At 65.3% G+C, this 15,591-nt stretch carries 13 protein-coding genes; 10 read left to right on the top strand and 3 right to left on the bottom strand.

Going from position 1 to position 15,591, the window contains the following annotated elements:
• The 5 genes from NPX02_RS07935 (at position 1) to NPX02_RS07915 (ending at position 5,162) form a co-directional block, all read left to right on the top strand.
• Positions 1 to 1,170, top strand: coding sequence for an alkaline phosphatase family protein (locus tag NPX02_RS07935; protein ID WP_260292968.1), 1,170 nt, complete (start codon positions 1 to 3; stop codon positions 1,168 to 1,170).
• On the top strand, positions 1,167 to 1,781 hold the full coding sequence (locus NPX02_RS07930) for a flavin reductase family protein (RefSeq protein ID WP_260292967.1): 615 nt from the start codon (positions 1,167 to 1,169) through the stop codon (positions 1,779 to 1,781). The genes NPX02_RS07935 and NPX02_RS07930 overlap by 4 nt, the downstream gene beginning before the upstream one ends.
• Before the next feature lie 118 nt (positions 1,782 to 1,899).
• A complete protein-coding gene (locus NPX02_RS07925; protein ID WP_260292966.1) occupies positions 1,900 to 3,003 on the top strand; it encodes a bifunctional chorismate mutase/prephenate dehydrogenase in 1,104 nt (367 codons plus the stop codon).
• A gap of 157 nt (positions 3,004 to 3,160) precedes the next feature.
• Complete coding sequence (locus NPX02_RS07920) at positions 3,161 to 4,462, top strand: hypothetical protein (protein WP_260292965.1); 1,302 nt, start codon at positions 3,161 to 3,163, stop codon at positions 4,460 to 4,462.
• A gap of 73 nt (positions 4,463 to 4,535) precedes the next feature.
• Positions 4,536 to 5,162 (top strand): DsbA family protein, encoded by a 627-nt coding sequence (locus tag NPX02_RS07915; protein WP_260292964.1) that lies wholly within the window; start codon positions 4,536 to 4,538, stop codon positions 5,160 to 5,162.
• Between the two features lie 289 nt (positions 5,163 to 5,451).
• Here NPX02_RS07915 and NPX02_RS07910 read toward each other — a convergent pair whose 3' ends face one another.
• Together NPX02_RS07910 and NPX02_RS07905 are read right to left on the bottom strand one after the other, a co-directional pair.
• The gene (locus NPX02_RS07910) at positions 5,452 to 6,126 is read right to left on the bottom strand and encodes an endonuclease I family protein (RefSeq protein ID WP_260292963.1); all 675 of its coding nucleotides are present in this window, start codon (positions 6,124 to 6,126) and stop codon (positions 5,452 to 5,454) included.
• 70 nt (positions 6,127 to 6,196) lie between these two features.
• A complete protein-coding gene (locus tag NPX02_RS07905; protein WP_260292960.1) occupies positions 6,197 to 6,628 on the bottom strand; it encodes a CBS domain-containing protein in 432 nt (143 codons plus the stop codon).
• 447 nt (positions 6,629 to 7,075) lie between these two features.
• Here NPX02_RS07905 and NPX02_RS07900 point away from each other — a divergent pair, with 447 nt between their 5' ends.
• Both NPX02_RS07900 and NPX02_RS07895 read left to right on the top strand, forming a co-directional pair.
• On the top strand, positions 7,076 to 7,924 hold the full coding sequence (locus NPX02_RS07900) for a motility protein A (RefSeq protein ID WP_418067325.1): 849 nt from the start codon (positions 7,076 to 7,078) through the stop codon (positions 7,922 to 7,924).
• A complete protein-coding gene (locus tag NPX02_RS07895) occupies positions 7,924 to 8,697 on the top strand; it encodes an OmpA/MotB family protein (protein WP_260292958.1) in 774 nt (257 codons plus the stop codon). The genes NPX02_RS07900 and NPX02_RS07895 overlap by 1 nt, the downstream gene beginning before the upstream one ends.
• 28 nt (positions 8,698 to 8,725) lie before the next feature.
• Here NPX02_RS07895 and NPX02_RS07890 read toward each other — a convergent pair whose 3' ends face one another.
• A complete protein-coding gene (locus NPX02_RS07890; RefSeq protein WP_260292957.1) occupies positions 8,726 to 9,169 on the bottom strand; it encodes an RcnB family protein in 444 nt (147 codons plus the stop codon).
• Between the two features lie 459 nt (positions 9,170 to 9,628).
• Here NPX02_RS07890 and NPX02_RS07885 point away from each other — a divergent pair, with 459 nt between their 5' ends.
• The 3 genes from NPX02_RS07885 (at position 9,629) to NPX02_RS07875 (ending at position 15,579) form a co-directional block, all read left to right on the top strand.
• On the top strand, positions 9,629 to 11,524 hold the full coding sequence (locus tag NPX02_RS07885; RefSeq protein WP_260292954.1) for a propionyl-CoA synthetase: 1,896 nt from the start codon (positions 9,629 to 9,631) through the stop codon (positions 11,522 to 11,524).
• 97 nt (positions 11,525 to 11,621) lie between these two features.
• Positions 11,622 to 13,778 (top strand): methylmalonyl-CoA mutase, encoded by a 2,157-nt coding sequence (scpA, locus tag NPX02_RS07880; protein ID WP_260292952.1) that lies wholly within the window; start codon positions 11,622 to 11,624, stop codon positions 13,776 to 13,778.
• Positions 13,779 to 14,046: 268 nt separating this feature from the next.
• A complete protein-coding gene (locus NPX02_RS07875; protein ID WP_260292951.1) occupies positions 14,047 to 15,579 on the top strand; it encodes an acyl-CoA carboxylase subunit beta in 1,533 nt (510 codons plus the stop codon).
• Positions 15,580 to 15,591 lie beyond the last annotated feature (12 nt).

The following is a 15,591-nucleotide window of genomic DNA, read 5'->3' as shown; positions in this document are numbered from 1 at the left end:
ATGATCTTTCCCGACTATCATGGCGGCAGCATTGCCAATCTCATGTCCTCCATCGCCCTGGCGATGGGGGGCTGGGAGACCGGTTATCAGCCGCTCGCCCGGCTGGACCGCGAACGGCTGGGCCGGGTACGCAACCTGGTGCTGCTGGTGGTGGACGGACTGGGCTATCTGCATCTCAAGGAGCAGGCCCCGCACAGCGTACTGTTCCACCACTGTGTGGACTCCCTGACCTCGGTCTGTCCGTCCACCACGGCCACCGCGATACCCACCTTCCTCACCGGCCTGCCGCCGCAGCAGCACGGACTGACCGGCTGGTTCACCTATTTCGTCGAAGTGGGCGCCATCCTCACCGTACTCCCCTACACCACGCGGTTGGGGCGCATGCCGATCGATGACCGGGAGTTGAATCCGCGCCGGCTGAGCGGGGTGCCGCCGATCTATGACCGGCTGGCGGCGCAGAGCCATCTGGTGATACCGGACTGGATCGCCGGCACCACCTTCAACCGGGCATTCACCGGAGCGGGCCGGCTGCGACCCTACCGGGGAGGGCTGCCGGGGATGATCCAGGGCATCGCCGGTGCGGTGGATGCGGGCAAGGGGCGCAATTTCATCTACGCCTACTGGCCGGAATTCGACAGCCTCTCCCATCAGCATGGGGTGGGGAGCGCGGAGGTGGCGGTACACCTGGCTGCACTGGATCAGGCCTTTGCCGGACTGGTGGAGCGTCTGCGCGGGACCGACACCCAACTGCTGGTGACGGCGGATCACGGATTTGTCGATACCACCCCGGAGCGGACCCTGCGGCTGTCGGCCCACCCGGAACTGGCCGAGACCCTGATGATGCCGCTGTGCGGCGAACCCCGGCTGGCGTTCTGTTATGTGCATCCGGACCGGACCGGGCAGTTTGAGCGTTATGTCACCGACCGGCTGGGCGAGGCGGCGACCCTGTGCCGCAGCGCGCAGCTGTTGAACGCGGGGCGCTTCGGCCTGGGCGCCGCGCATCCGCGGCTGCACGACCGCATCGGTCACTATGCCCTGCTAATGAAAGAGAACTATATAATCACCAGCGAACTGCCCGGAGAGCGGCCGTTGAGCCATATCGGCGTACATGGCGGCCTCTCGTCCCACGAGATGTATGTTCCCCTGATCAGCCTGGACTGTAATGCATGAATATCGATCTTGATCACCTGAGTAGCGCCGACACCTATTTCGCCATGACCCAGGCGATCATCCCCCGGCCCATCGCCTGGGTGTTGTCCGAGAACGACGCGGGCGACTACAACCTGGCCCCCTTCTCCTACTTCAATGCCGTCTGCAGTGATCCGCCACTGATCATGATCTCCCTGGGCAAGAAACCGGACGGCACGCCCAAGGACACCCGGGTCAATATCGAGGCGCGGCGCGCCTTTGTGGTGCATATCGCCGGGGTCGACCAGATCAATCAGCTGAACGCCAGTTCGGCAACCCTGCCGGCCGGGGAGTCGGAGATCACCCATCTGGGGCTGGAGCTGGCCGACTTCCCCGGCTCCCGGCTGCCCCGACTGGCCGGCAGCCGCCTGGCCATGGCCTGCGAACTGTACGAGGTGATGGAGCTGGGTCCGGTGCCCCAGGCGCTGATATTCGGTCGCCTGACCCATCTCTATATCGACGACGGGGTGGCGGAGTGGGACCCCAAGGGCCGTCTCAAGATCCATGCCGAGCGCCTGAACCCCTTGGGCCGCCTGGGCGCCCGGGAGTACTTCGCCGGTGGCGAGGTGATCACCCTGGCCAGGCCGGCTTGAGCGGACGCGAATAACCTTTGGGTGAGCCCATTGCGAGAGATTCGTGACAAATTTGCGCCGGTTGTGATAACGGCCTCAGCGGTTCGGCCTCCGGTCGGCCCAGACAGGTGAGGGCAAGATGAAAGATCTGCAGGTGCTGCGGGAGCGACTCTCCCGGCTCGATGTAGAACTGCTGGAGATGGTGGCGCGGCGCCAGGAGATCGTGGCCGAGATCGGCCGGGTCAAGTCCTCCGCCGGGCGCGGTACCCGGGACTATGCCCGGGAGAAGGATGTGCTGGACCTGGCGCGGCGCACCGCCCGGCGGGTCGGGCTGGATGAGGAGATCGGTGAGGAGCTGTTCCGGCTGCTGATCCGTGCCTCGCTGGCGGCCCAGGAGCTGGACAAGGTCGCCTCCCACGGTTTCGGCAGCGGCCAGCGGGCGCTGGTGATCGGCGGCGCCGGTCAGATGGGGCAGTGGTTTGTCCGCTTCCTCGATGCCCAGGGCTACGCGGTGGAGATCTGCGATCCGCTGCCGGCCCGCTCCGGCCATCGCCGTCACCTCACCCTGGAGGAGAGCGATCTCAGCCACGACCTGATCGTCATCGCCGCGCCGATCCAGCAGACGGCTCTGCTGCTGGAGCAACTGGCCGAGCGCCGGCCGGGCGGGGTCATATTCGATATCAGCTCCCTCAAGGGGCCGCTGGCCGACGCCTTGCAGAAACTGCGTGCCGCCGGTTGTCATGTCACCTCCATCCACCCCATGTTCGGTCCCGATACCGAGCTGCTCTCCGGGCGCAATGTGGTGTTCGTGGATCTGGGTGATGCCGCCGCCACCGCCACGGTGCAGGCACTGTTCGCCTCCACCATGGTGGAGCAGGTGAGCATGTCCCTGGATGGCCACGATCGGGCCATGGCCTATGTGCTGGGTCTCTCCCATGCCGTCAATATCGCCTTTTTCAACGCCCTGTCCCAGAGCGGCGAGCAGGCGGAGGCGCTGGCGACCCTCTCCAGCAGCACCTTCGACGCCCAGATGGACGTGGCCAGCCGGGTGGCGGAGGAGAATCCCTACCTCTATTTCGAGATTCAGTCCCTCAACGCCCACAGTCCGCGCGCCCTGGTGACCCTGCTCAACGCCGTCACCCAGGTGGCGGGGCGGGTGCTGGACGGCGACGAGCAGGGCTTTGTCGAGCTGATGGCTCACGGCAAGGCGTTTCTCGCCCGGCGGCCGGAGGACCGGCCCTGAGGACTCGCGCAAAAATAAGTTCCTCTATTCGGTCGCCCCTGGACCCCGCCGGCGGTGTTACGCTTTTTGGCAATGGCCCGGCGACGCACTCGGTACTACGGGATTATTCTTGCGCGAGCCCCAAGCGGGCCGAAATGGTAATAACAGGAGCTGCCGGGTGAGATTGAAAACGCTGATATTGATCCCCGTAGGTATCGGCCTGTTGGCCTACGCGGCCGTCAAGGGGGTGCTCTATTACCAGGTTAAGAGTGAACTGGACCGGCTGGCCTCCCAGGTGGCGCCAGTCGCCAGGCTCACCTACGACGGCATCGCGTCGAGCCTCAGGGGCGGTGTGGCGGTAAACGGTGTCACCCTGACGCCGGCCGGGGCGCCGGCGGGGATCCGGATCGAGCGGGTCGACCTGCGGGGTGACGGGCCGGGCTTCCTGCTGGACCTGCTCGGCGGCTTCGATCCGCAACGGCCGCCGCCACGGCTGCGGCTCGCCATCAGCCGCATGGGGATACCGCTGGGGAGCGATTACCTGCAGGGCTGGAGCCCCGGGGCGGCTACCACCCCTGATCTCTGCAGCCTCGGCGGCCTGCTGGGCCAGACTGAAATCGAGCGCCTGGGTTTCCGCCAGCGGCTGGCCGACGCCCAGCTGCGCTACGACCATGACCGGCGCGCCGGAGAACTCACCCTGGGATTGGAGTTCACCCTGGATGGCCTGGCGGGGCTGAGTCTGGAGATGGTGCTCGGCAACCTGCCCGGCAACCTGCTCGGCCCCGGGGTGGAGTCGCCGCCGACGCTGCGCCGCTTTTCGCTGCACTATCACATGGACCCGGACTACATGCGCCGCGCGGTCGACTACTGCGCCGGACAGGCGGGTCTGCAACCGGCGGCCTTTGTCGACGGGCTGTTTTCCCGCGGCGCGGACTATTTCGCCAGTAATCTGGGCTTCATCCCGGGCGCGGATCTGCAGGCGGCCCTGCACCGGCTGATCAGCCGGCCCGGTGAGCTGCTGATCACCGCGGTACCCGACAGCCGCTTCAACCCCGCCCGGCTACAGCAGTACACGGCCGCGGAGCTGGTCAGGCTGCTGGGGATCAACCTCAGTGTCAACGATCAGCCGGTGACCGATCTGAGCTTCCGCCTGGCGCAGGGCGATGCCGCTCTGAGCCCCCTGTTCGGCGATAACGCTCCGCAGACCGCCGTCGTGCCGGGCGAGGGAGCGGCCCCATCCGCCGCGGCGCCGAAAAAGCCCCGGGCGCGCTACATCGCCACCCCGCTGGCGCAGCTGCCGCGTTATCTCGGGCGCGAGGCGCGGATCTTCGGTGCCGATCGGGTCGAGCCCCAACAGGGCATTATGATGGCGCTGCGTGACCAGCAACTCGAGCTGGAGCAGCGAATGCACGGCGGCAAGATGACACTGTATATCCCGCTGGGAAAAATTCGCCGGGCCGAGGTGTTGCGCCGGGAGTGACCGGATTGGGCGTGGTCGGGCGGTCGTCCACAGACTGAAGCATTGGCCGTGCGTGTGCGCGGAGGAGCAGCAGATGAGCAGCAGGCTCTACTATGTCCATGACCCCATGTGCTCCTGGTGCTGGGCCTTCCGGCCGGTGCTGGCCCGCATCGTCGGCGCCCTGCCGGCCGACGTGCCGCTGGTCAGGTTGCTGGGCGGCCTGGCGCCGGACAGTGACCAGCCGATGCCCCGGCCGCTACAGGAGTACTTGCAGACCACCTGGTACACCATCCAGCGGCGGGTGCCGGGCACGTCGTTCAATTTTGATTTCTGGAGCCGCTGCCGCCCGCGCCGCTCCACCTACCCGGCCTGCCGCGCGGTGATCGCCGCGCGCCAGCAGGGGGCGGAATGCGAGCCGGCGATGATCCTGGCGATCCAGCAGGCCTACTACCTGCGCGCCAGGAACCCCTCGGATGACGCCACCCTGATCGCCCTGGCGGACGAGCTCGGGCTGGACCAGGCGCGCTTCGCCCGGGAGCTGAACGATCCGGCCACCCACCGGCAATTGACCCAGGAGATCGAATTTGCCCGGTCGATCGGCGCCGAGGGGTTTCCGTCGCTGATCCTGGAGCAGCGCGGGCGCTACCACCGGCTGAATCACGATTACCAGGATGCCGCGCCGCTGCTGACGCAACTGGCCGGCTGGCTGGCGGAGGATTGAAGTTCAAGGCAGATGTTTGACGTCCGGCAGCGGCAGCGTAGTCCCGTAGCCTGGATGCAGGCGCTCCCGCCCCAACAGAAAAAACCACATATCCCACGCGGCGGAATCCGGGAACGCAGGCCACGACCTACCATGCACCCGGATTCCGCCCACGTAGGCTGGCGCATTTTTCAAATTCCCGGAGCGGGCTCCATCCAGGCTACCTATCGGTGGGCACTTATGCGCCCTCCATCGCGGTCGGAGAGGTAGGTATCATGGATGGTGGAGTGAAACGAATCGTCGCGACCCGCTATTTGAAACTCAGCGCCTCGGCCGCCTGGAGATTGTCGATGAAGCGGTTGCGCGTCCCCTGGTATTTGCCAATCAGCTCGTTGCGCCGCCGCTCCTCGGCGTCCGGTGGGTCCTCCCGGTTCCACTGCTTCATCAGCTCGCCCTGGCGCCGGTAGAGGGTCAGCCCGTAGGTGTCGTGCATGTGGAACAGGGCGCGGGCGATGTTGCCCCGGCTGGCCGGGCGCGGCTCCACCACCCGCTGGCGCGGATGGAACTCAAAGTCGCAACGGCCGAACTCGCGCTTTTCACCGGCGATCTCGGCAAACGGCAGGCTGCTGCGCGCCTTGTTGATATCGGCCCGCACCGGATAGAGGTTGTGCATGTCCGCCTCGATCCGGTTGAAGCGTTGACTCGTCTCCCGGCACAGCTTGCGGCTGCGGCAGCCCTCATTGCGTACCACCCAGGCCATCGGGAAGACGTGTTCGATATTGAAGCGACGACCGTGATAGGCGCCGAACTTTTCATCACAATAGAGGGTGCGGCCGCCGGCGGGATAGATGCGATCCCAGAACACCGGCAGGGCATCCAGGTAGGCGTTGAAGAGCTGCTGTCCGGCCGCCTGGGCCGGGCTGACGGTGAACGGCGCGAGCAGGCAGAGCAGGGCGAGGCCGATCCGGGCGTTGAGATATCGCATAGGCTTAATAGGGTGCGTGGGCTGCTGCCGCGAGCGGGAACGCGCCGCGCTCGCGGCGGGGGATGGTGCCTCAGGAGTAGCTGATGTACTCCCGCAGATAGGTGGCCTCGACCGTGATGTCGGTCAACTGGGCCTTGACCAGGTCGCCGATGGAGATCATGCCGGTCGGGATGCCGTTCTCAAGTACCGGCAGGTGTCTGAAGCGGTGCTCGGTCATCAGGGTCATGGCCTCGTCGACGCTGGTGTCGGGGCTCGCCACGATCAGCTGGCGGGTCATGGCGTCCTCGACCACCGCACCCTGGAGGTTGCCCTTGCTGGAGGAGCAGTAGCGGAGGATGTCGCGTTCGGTGGCGATGCCGTGCAGCGAGCCGTCCGCGGCCGTCACCAGCAATGCGCCCACCTTGCGTTCACACATGGTGTTGATCGCCTCCAGCAGGTCCATGTCGGCGGGAATAGTGATCACGCCGCCAGGTTTGTTCTGTAATACATCATGTAATGTCATTATCGCATCCTCCGTTGGCCTGTATGTACTGTGGCCCCATGGCTGGTCGGGGTGACCGCCGCTACGGGACGGTTAACCCGAGGAACCCCCTGTCTGTTCAGCGGTTCCGCAGCCGCCTGCGGCACTGCCGTTCTCGATGGCTACAATCCGTGAATAATGTAGAAAGCCAAAAATCGAATTTTTGTTTTCTGCCCTGATAAGGCGGTTCATGGTTTTATTCGGAACTCCCTTAAGTAAAACAGATAATTCCCGACTGCGCGATGTTTGTCGCCCGTGGTATCCGCCGACAAGAGGCACTATAGTGATCCCGTCGCTGTATTATGGGTATGCTGGCACACCGGGCAGATGGCCGTCCCGGATTGGTAGCCCGAAACCGCCCGCGGTGTCGGCCCGATGCCGGGGTTATTGAGGAGGGGGTATATGGCGCTGCTGCCGCCACACAAGGATCTGAATATCTCCACCCTGGTGGGTATCGTCACCGGCATGCTGCTGATCGTGCTGTCGGTACTGCTGTCGGCCGAGGAGCCGGGGGTGTTCCTCAATCTGCCGGGTCTGCTGATCGTCATCGGTGGCACCATTGCCGCCACCTTTATCAGCTATCCCATGAAGGAGCTGCGCCAGGTCTACCGCAGCTTCCGTCTGATCTGGCGGCACCAGGAGCTGCCGGTGGATCGCGAAATCGAGGAGATTGTGCGGGTCTCGATCCTGCTCGGGCACGGCAGGCTCTCTGCCATCGAAGAGGCGCTGACCCGCATCCACAACTCGTTCCTGCGCACCGGCATCCAGCTGGTGATCGACCGCACCCCACCCAGCGACATCGACGCGCTGCTGAGGTGGCGTATCTTCAAGTTGCGTCGCCAGGAGTGGGGTGAGGCCCAGGTATTCCGCTCGATGGCGGGTTTTGCCCCCGCCTTTGGCATGGCCGGAACCCTGCTCGGTCTGGTGAATATGCTGCAGGCGATGGACAACGCCGATTTTCGCGTGGTCGGGCTGAATCTGGGTATCGCCCTGACCACCACCCTCTACGGCATCATCCTGGCCAACCTGCTGCTCAAGCCGGTGGCGATCAAGCTGGAGCGGCGCACCGAGCAGCGGGTGATGCTGATGTACATGGTGCTGGAGGGGATCAGCATGCTGGGACAGAAGCGCAACCCCAGCTTTATCCGCGAGACCCTCAACTCCTTCGTCGCCCAGTACGAGGACGAGATCCACTCCCCCTCCCTGGAGGAGATCGAACTGCGGGTCGAGGCTGAGACCCACGGCGCAACGCCGGATGAGGGGAGAGGGGGGCGCTGATGGAGCGCCGGCGTCCGCACCTGCCGCCGCCACCGCGCTGGGAGGACGAGCCGCTGCCGGACGACAGCGATGACGGCTGGCTGATCATCTACCTGGATGTGATGACCCTGATGCTCTGCCTGTTTGTGGTGTTGCTCGCCTACTCCAGTTACTCGGTTGAGGAGTACGAGGCGTTGGCCCGGGAGCTGTCCAGTTCTGCCCCGGTGACGGCGCCGCTGCCAGAATCGGAGCCAAAGCCAATGCGGGAGTCCGGGCCGGTGGCGGAGCCGGCACCGTTGCGGCGGGATAGCGCGGAGAGTCGTCAGTCCCTGGCCGAGAGGGAGGCGCAACGGTTGCGCCAGGAGTTCCAGGGCGCCTTGCGCGGTCAGGGGCTGCAGGAATCGGTCGAGGTGACCGTGGTGGCCAATCGGGTCAATCTGCAGATCAGCGAGCGGATCCTGTTCGGGTCGGGTCGGGCCGAGCTGACCGGCGAAGGGCGTGATGTGCTGGTAAAGCTGGTACCGCTGCTGGCGGCGGCCGGCGACCATGCCCTGTCGATCGAGGGGCACACCGATCCGACCCCGATCGCCACCCCCCGCTTCCCCTCCAACTGGGAGCTGTCCGCCCAGCGTGCCACCGGGGTGTTGCGCTTCCTGCTGAGCCAGGGTATCGCCGCCGAACGCATGCGCGCCGTCGGCCATGCGGATACCCGGCCGCTGGCGGACAACAGTAGCCCCGAGGGGCGGGCGCGCAACCGCCGGGTGGTGCTGATCCTGCAGCGGGAGGAGGAGTAGGCTTCAGGCACGGGCCACGCGTCCGTACTCAGAAGACGTCCCGCAGGATATCCAGGATCAGCCCCGTGGCAACCTCGATCAGCAGCACATCGTTGTCCACCACCACCCGACGGTATTCCGGCCGCCGGGGCGGCAGCAGCCGCTCCAGCCCCTCCGGCAGCTCCCGTTTCTCCAGCCCGGGTGGGAGGTGGCCGTTGCGTTCCAGTTGCTGTTCCAGGCCCGGGGGTAACCGGTCGCGCCTGGCCAGGCCGGGCGGCAGGCCCTTCTGCTTTTTCGCCGCCTTGTCCCGTTGCTGTTCGTAGACCGGCCGGCCGAAGCGGCCGCGGTAGTACTCTTCGATGGTGCGCCGCTCGATCTCGCTGAACACGGCACCCAGCAGGGCGTCGCTGTCGCGGGCCTGGGTGGTGAACGGCAGGGCGATGAGGATCAGCAGCAGGCCGGCCAGCAGGGCGGTGCATCGTTGCAGGGACATAAGGGCTCCAATTCGTTTTGTTGCTTTGCATAGCATAGCATCGCCAGTGGATGCGGGCGTCTGCCTGGCGGTTTGGCCCGTCTGACGACCGCGGCGGAGGTCGGGTGAAAATGGTTCAGCCGCCGCTTATCTTTGCTATATTTCCCCAGAACAAGTGGTGTAGCAGCGGCATGCCGCGCCGCCGGCAAAACACGTTGGCAGGGCACCCCGGCAAGGAAGCCGGTGCCGATTTTCCCTTCTCTCGGTTTACAGTGAAAAACGCCAACTGCGAACTTATTAGCAGTTATAAGGGATTACCATAAAAAGGACTGGTTATTTGAAAAAAATGCCGCTAAATAAGCATTTAGCTGTTTATTTTTCCTTTACGCAAACGTAATCTATGCGAAGCAATTAACATAACGGCATGGTCTGGGACTGCCCCGGGCCGAGTATTTACCACCTCAACTGTGGAAGAGACTTATGAGCTACGAAGAGATCTATGCGCGTTCAATGGAGGATCCGGAGGGTTTTTGGGGAGAGCAGGCGGCCGCCATCGATTGGTACAAGCCGTGGGACAAGGTACTCGACACGAGTCGCAAGCCGTTCTACCGCTGGTTTGCCGGTGCTGAGCTGAATACCTGCTACAACGCCCTGGATCGTCACGTTGAAAAGGGCCGTGCCGATCAGGCCGCATTGATCTACGACAGCCCGGTGACCGGGACCCAGCAGCGCTACAGCTACCGTGAGCTGCGCGATGCCGTGGCGCAATTCGCCGGCGTGCTGCGCGACCAGGGTGTGGAGAAGGGCGACCGGGTCATCGTCTACATGCCGATGATCCCCGAGGCCGCTATCGCCATGCTGGCCTGCGCCCGTCTCGGCGCCATCCACTCGGTGGTGTTCGGCGGTTTCGCCGCCAGGGAGCTGGCTACCCGCATCGACGACGCCAAACCGAAGGTGATGGTCTCCGCCTCCTGCGGAATCGAGGGCAGCCGGGTGATCGAGTACAAGCCGCTGCTGGACGAGGCGATCGAGATCGCCGCCCATAAACCTGACCATAGCATCATCTACCAGCGTCCCCAGGCCAGCGCCGCCATGCGCGAGGGGCGGGACGTGGACTGGGCCTCGGCCGCTGCCGCCGCGACCCCGGCCGACTGCGTGCCGGTGGCCGCCACCGATCCGCTCTACATCCTCTACACCTCCGGCACCACCGGCATGCCCAAGGGCGTGGTGCGGGACAACGGCGGTCACGCCGTGGCCATGCAGTGGAGCATGAAAAACATCTACAACGTCGATCCGGGCGACGTGTTCTGGGCCGCCTCGGACGTGGGCTGGGTGGTGGGCCACTCCTATATCGTCTACGCACCGCTGCTGCACGGCGCCACCACCATCCTCTACGAGGGCAAGCCGATCGGCACCCCCGATCCCGGCGCCTTCTGGCGCGTCATCTCCGAGCACAAGGTTAAGACCCTGTTCACCGCCCCCACCGCGTTCCGCGCCATCCGTCGCGAGGACCCGGAGGCGGAGTATTTGAAGAAGTACGACCTCTCCTGTTTCGAGGCCCTGTTCCTGGCCGGCGAGCGTTGCGACCCCGACACCCTGGGGTGGGCGCAGCAGCAGCTGGCGGTGCCGGTGATCGACCACTGGTGGCAGACCGAGACCGGCTGGGGCATCGCCGCCAACTGCCTCGGTATCGAGGAGCTGCCGGTGAAGCCGGGCTCCCCCACGGTCTGCGTGCCGGGTTATGACGTGCGCATCCTGGATGAGAACGGCAACGAAGAGGCAGCCGGCGAGATCGGCCGCATCATGATCAAGCTGCCAATGCCTCCCGGCTGCCTGCCGACCCTGTGGCAAAACGACCAGCGCTTCGTCGACTCTTATCTGAGCGCCAACGACGGCTACTACCTGACCGGCGACGCCGGCTACAAGGACGCCGACGGTTACCTGTGGATCATGAGCCGCATCGACGACATCATCAACGTGGCCGGCCACCGCCTCTCTACCGGCGGCATGGAGGAGGTGCTGGCCTCCCATCCCGACGTGGCCGAGTGCGGGGTGATCGGCGCCGCCGACCAGCTGAAGGGCGAACTGCCGGTGGGGCTGGTGGTACTCAAGGCGGGTGCCAACCGGGTCGAGGAGCAGGTGGTCGCCGAGCTGGTGGCCCTGGTGCGGCAGAAGATCGGCCCGGTCGCCGCCTTCAAGAAGGTGGTGGTGGTGGAGCGCCTGCCAAAGACCCGTTCCGGCAAGATCCTGCGCGGCACCATGAAGAAGATCGCCGACGGCGAGGCGTACAAGATGCCGGCCACCATCGATGATCCCGCCATCCTGGATGAGATCACCGAGGCGCTGATCCGCATCGGCTACGCCCAGAAGCACTGAAATTCAGTCATATCGTGTGACAAAAGACCGGCGGCGTCAGCCGCCGGATATTAATGAAGCAGGGGCGCCCGGCGTCCCTGCGCGGGAGTTATTCGCCATGGCTAAATCGCCAAAACCCACCCTGGATGACTGGAAGCAACAGGCGGAGAAGGAGCTGCGCGGACGCCCCCTGGAGGCACTGAACTGGCGGACCCCGGAAGGGATCGTCATCAAGCCGCTGTATACCGCCGCCGACCTGCAGGGGCTGGAGCACATCGACAGCCTGCCGGGTTTCGCCCCCTACCTGCGCGGGCCGCGCGCCACCATGTACGCGGGGCGCCCGTGGACCGTGCGCCAGTATGCCGGCTTCTCCACCGCCGAGGAGTCCAACGCCTTCTACCGGCGCAACCTGGCGGCCGGCCAGCAGGGGCTGTCGGTGGCCTTCGACCTGGCCACCCACCGCGGCTACGACTCCGATCATCCGCGGGTGGTGGGTGATGTGGGCAAGGCCGGCGTGGCCATCGACTCGGTGGAGGACATGAAGATCCTGTTCGACAGCATCCCGCTGGACCAGGTGTCGGTCTCCATGACCATGAACGGCGCCGTATTGCCGGTGATGGCCAGCTATATCGTTGCCGCCGAGGAGCAGGGGGTGCCGCCGGAGAAGCTGGCCGGCACCCTGCAGAACGACATCCTCAAGGAGTTCATGGTGCGCAACACCTATATCTATCCGCCCGAGCCGTCGATGCGCATCGTCGCCGACATCATCGGCTACACCGCCGTGCACATGCCCAAGTTCAACTCCATCTCCATCTCCGGCTACCACATGCAGGAGGCGGGCTCCACCCTGGTGCAGGAGCTGGCGTTCACCATCGCCGATGGCCTGGAGTACGTGCGTGCCGCCCTGGCCAAGGGGCTGGACGTGGACCAGTTTGCCCCGCGGCTGTCGTTTTTCTTTGCCATCGGTATGAACTTCTTCATGGAGGCGGCCAAGCTGCGCGCCGCCCGCCTGCTCTGGTCGGAGCTGATGGAGAAGCACTTCCAGCCCAAGGATGAGCGCTCCAGGATGCTGCGCACCCACTGCCAGACCTCCGGCGTCAGCCTGACCGCCAAGGACCCCTACAACAACGTCATGCGCACCACCATCGAGGCGCTGGCGGCGGTGCTGGGCGGCACCCAGTCGCTGCACACCAACGCCTTCGACGAGGCGCTGGCCCTGCCCACCGACAACTCCGCGCGCATCGCCCGCAACACCCAGCTGGTGATCCAGGAGGAGACCGGCATCACCAAGGTGGTTGATCCGCTGGCCGGCTCCTATTACGTGGAGAGCCTGACCAACGCCATGGTGGAGGAGGCGCGCGCCCTGATCGACGAGGTCGAGGCGCTGGGCGGCATGACCAGGGCGGTGGAGTCCGGCATGCCCAAGCTGCGCATCGAGGAGGCGGCGGCCCTGCGCCAGGCGCGCATCGACCGCGGCGAAGAGGTGATCGTCGGCGTCAACAAGTACCAGCTGGCCCAGGAGCCGGAGATCGATGTGCTGGATATCGACAACACCGCGGTGCGCGAGTCCCAGGTGGCGCGGCTGCAGCGGATCCGTGCCAGCCGCGATGCGGCGGCCCATCAGGCGGCCCTGGATGCGCTGGTGGCGGCGGCCAAAGATGGCAGCGGCAACCTGCTGGCGCTAGCGGTGGACGCCGCCCGCGCCCGCGCCACGGTGGGCGAGATCTCCGATGCCCTGGAGTCGGTCTACAACAGGCACAAGGCGATCACCCGCTCGGTCTCCGGGGTCTACGGGTCCGGCTACGCGGGCGACGAGGGGTTCGAGACGATCAAGCGGGAGATCGCCGCCTTTGCCGAGGAACAGGGGCGCCGCCCGCGCATGCTGGTGGTGAAGATGGGCCAGGACGGGCATGACCGCGGCGCCAAGGTGATCGCCACCGCCTATGCCGATCTCGGCTTCGACGTGGACATCGGCGCGATGTTCCAGACCCCCGAGGAGGCGGCCCGCCAGGCGGCGGAGAATGACGTGCACGTGGTCGGCGTCTCGTCCCTGGCGGCCGGTCACAAGACCCTGGTGCCGGCCCTGATCCAGGCACTGAAAGATGAGGGTGCCGAGGATATCCTGGTGGTGTGCGGCGGCGTGATCCCGCCCAAGGATTATCCGCTGCTACTGGAGATGGGGGTGGCCGCGGTCTACGGCCCCGGTACCCACATCCCGGCCTCGGCGGCGGAGCTGCTGGCCCTGATCCGGCGCCGCCCACGGGACGCCCTATGACCGGTTTTCGGGGTAGGATGCCGGTGAGCTTGCGAACCGCATCATTGGCTGGTCGTCGGACCGATGCGGTTCGTTTTACTCACCGCATCCTACGGGTTGTAGTTTTAAGAGCCGAGGCCATGGATGGGTACGCAAGCTTCGCCAGCAGGGATGCGGGGGCGGGGCGTGAGCAGGGAGCGATAAGTTTTGCTCATCATATTCGCTATTTGCGTTTATTCGCGTTCATTCGCGGCTTTAATAAAACGCTATCTGACCTTAGGAGAGATTCATGCAAGATATGATTAGCCGACTCGATGAGAAGCGTGCGGCCGCGGTGAATGGCGGCGGCGAGAGACGCATCGAAAGCCAGCATGCCAAGGGCAAACTGACGGCGCGCGAGCGAATCGAGCTGTTCCTGGATCCCGGCTCGTTCGAGGAGTGGGACATGTTCGTCGAGCACGGCTGCAGCGAATTTGGCATGGAGAAACAGCGGATCCCGGGTGACGGGGTGGTGACCGGCTACGGCACCGTCAGCGGCCGCCTGGTGTTCGTCTTCAGCCAGGACTTCACCGTGTTCGGCGGCTCCCTCTCCGCCGCCCATGCGCAGAAGATCTGCAAGATCATGGATCACGCCATGAAGGTGGGCGCGCCGGTGATCGGCCTCAACGACTCGGGCGGCGCGCGCATCCAGGAGGGGGTGGAGTCGCTGGCCGGTTATGCCGACGTGTTCCAGCGCAATGTGCTGGCCTCCGGCGTGGTGCCGCAGATCTCCATGATCATGGGGCCCTGTGCCGGCGGCGCGGTCTACTCCCCCGCCATGACCGACTTCATCTTCATGGTCAAGGACACCTCCTACATGTTCGTCACCGGTCCGGAGGTGGTCAAGACCGTGACCCACGAGAGCGTGACGGCGGAGCAGCTGGGCGGGGCGCTGACCCACACCAGCAAGTCCGGGGTGGCCGACCTGGCGTTCGAAAACGACGTGGAGGCGCTGCTGATGTTGCGCCGCTTCGTCAACTTCCTGCCGGCCAACAACAAGCAGCTGCCGCCGGTGTGGCCGACCGACGACCCCGCCGACCGCAAGATCCCCTCCCTGGACACCCTGGTGCCGGCCGACCCCAACAAGCCCTACGACATGATGGAGCTGATCACCAAGATGGTCGACGACAACGACTTCTTCGAGATCCAGCCAGACTACGCCGCCAACATCATCACCGGCTTCGGCCGCCTGCAGGGTTCCAGCGTCGGCATCGTCGCCAACCAGCCGATGGTGCTGGCCGGCTGCCTGGACATCGACTCGTCGCGCAAGGCGGCCCGTTTCGTGCGTTTCTGCGATGCCTTCAACATCCCGGTGGTCACCCTGGTGGATGTGCCGGGCTTCCTGCCGGGTACCAGCCAGGAGTACGCCGGCATTATCAAGCACGGAGCCAAGCTGCTCTACGCCTACGCCGAGGCCACCGTGCCCAAGATCACCGTGATCACCCGCAAGGCCTACGGCGGCGCCTATGATGTGATGGCCTCCAAGCACCTGCGCGGCGACGTCAACCTGGCCTGGCCGACCGCCGAGATCGCGGTCATGGGGCCGAAGGGGGCGGTGGAGATCATCTTCCGCCAGGACCTCGGCAACCAGGAGAAGATCGCCGCCCGCACCGAGGAGTACCGGGAAAAATTCGCCAACCCCTTCGTCGCCGGCAGCCGCGGCTTCATCGACGACGTGATCATGCCGCACAGCACCCGCAAGCGTATCTGCCGCTCGCTGGCCATGCTCAAGGACAAGAAGCTGGAGAACCCCTGGCGCAAGCACGGCAACATCCCGCTGTAGGGGATCGGTTAA

The organism is Sedimenticola hydrogenitrophicus (assembly GCF_025175675.1).
GTDB classification, from domain to species: domain Bacteria; phylum Pseudomonadota; class Gammaproteobacteria; order Chromatiales; family Chromatiaceae; genus Sedimenticola; species Sedimenticola hydrogenitrophicus.
The sequence above is the reverse complement of the archived record's forward strand: the minus strand, read 5'-3'. Positions and strand labels throughout refer to the sequence as shown.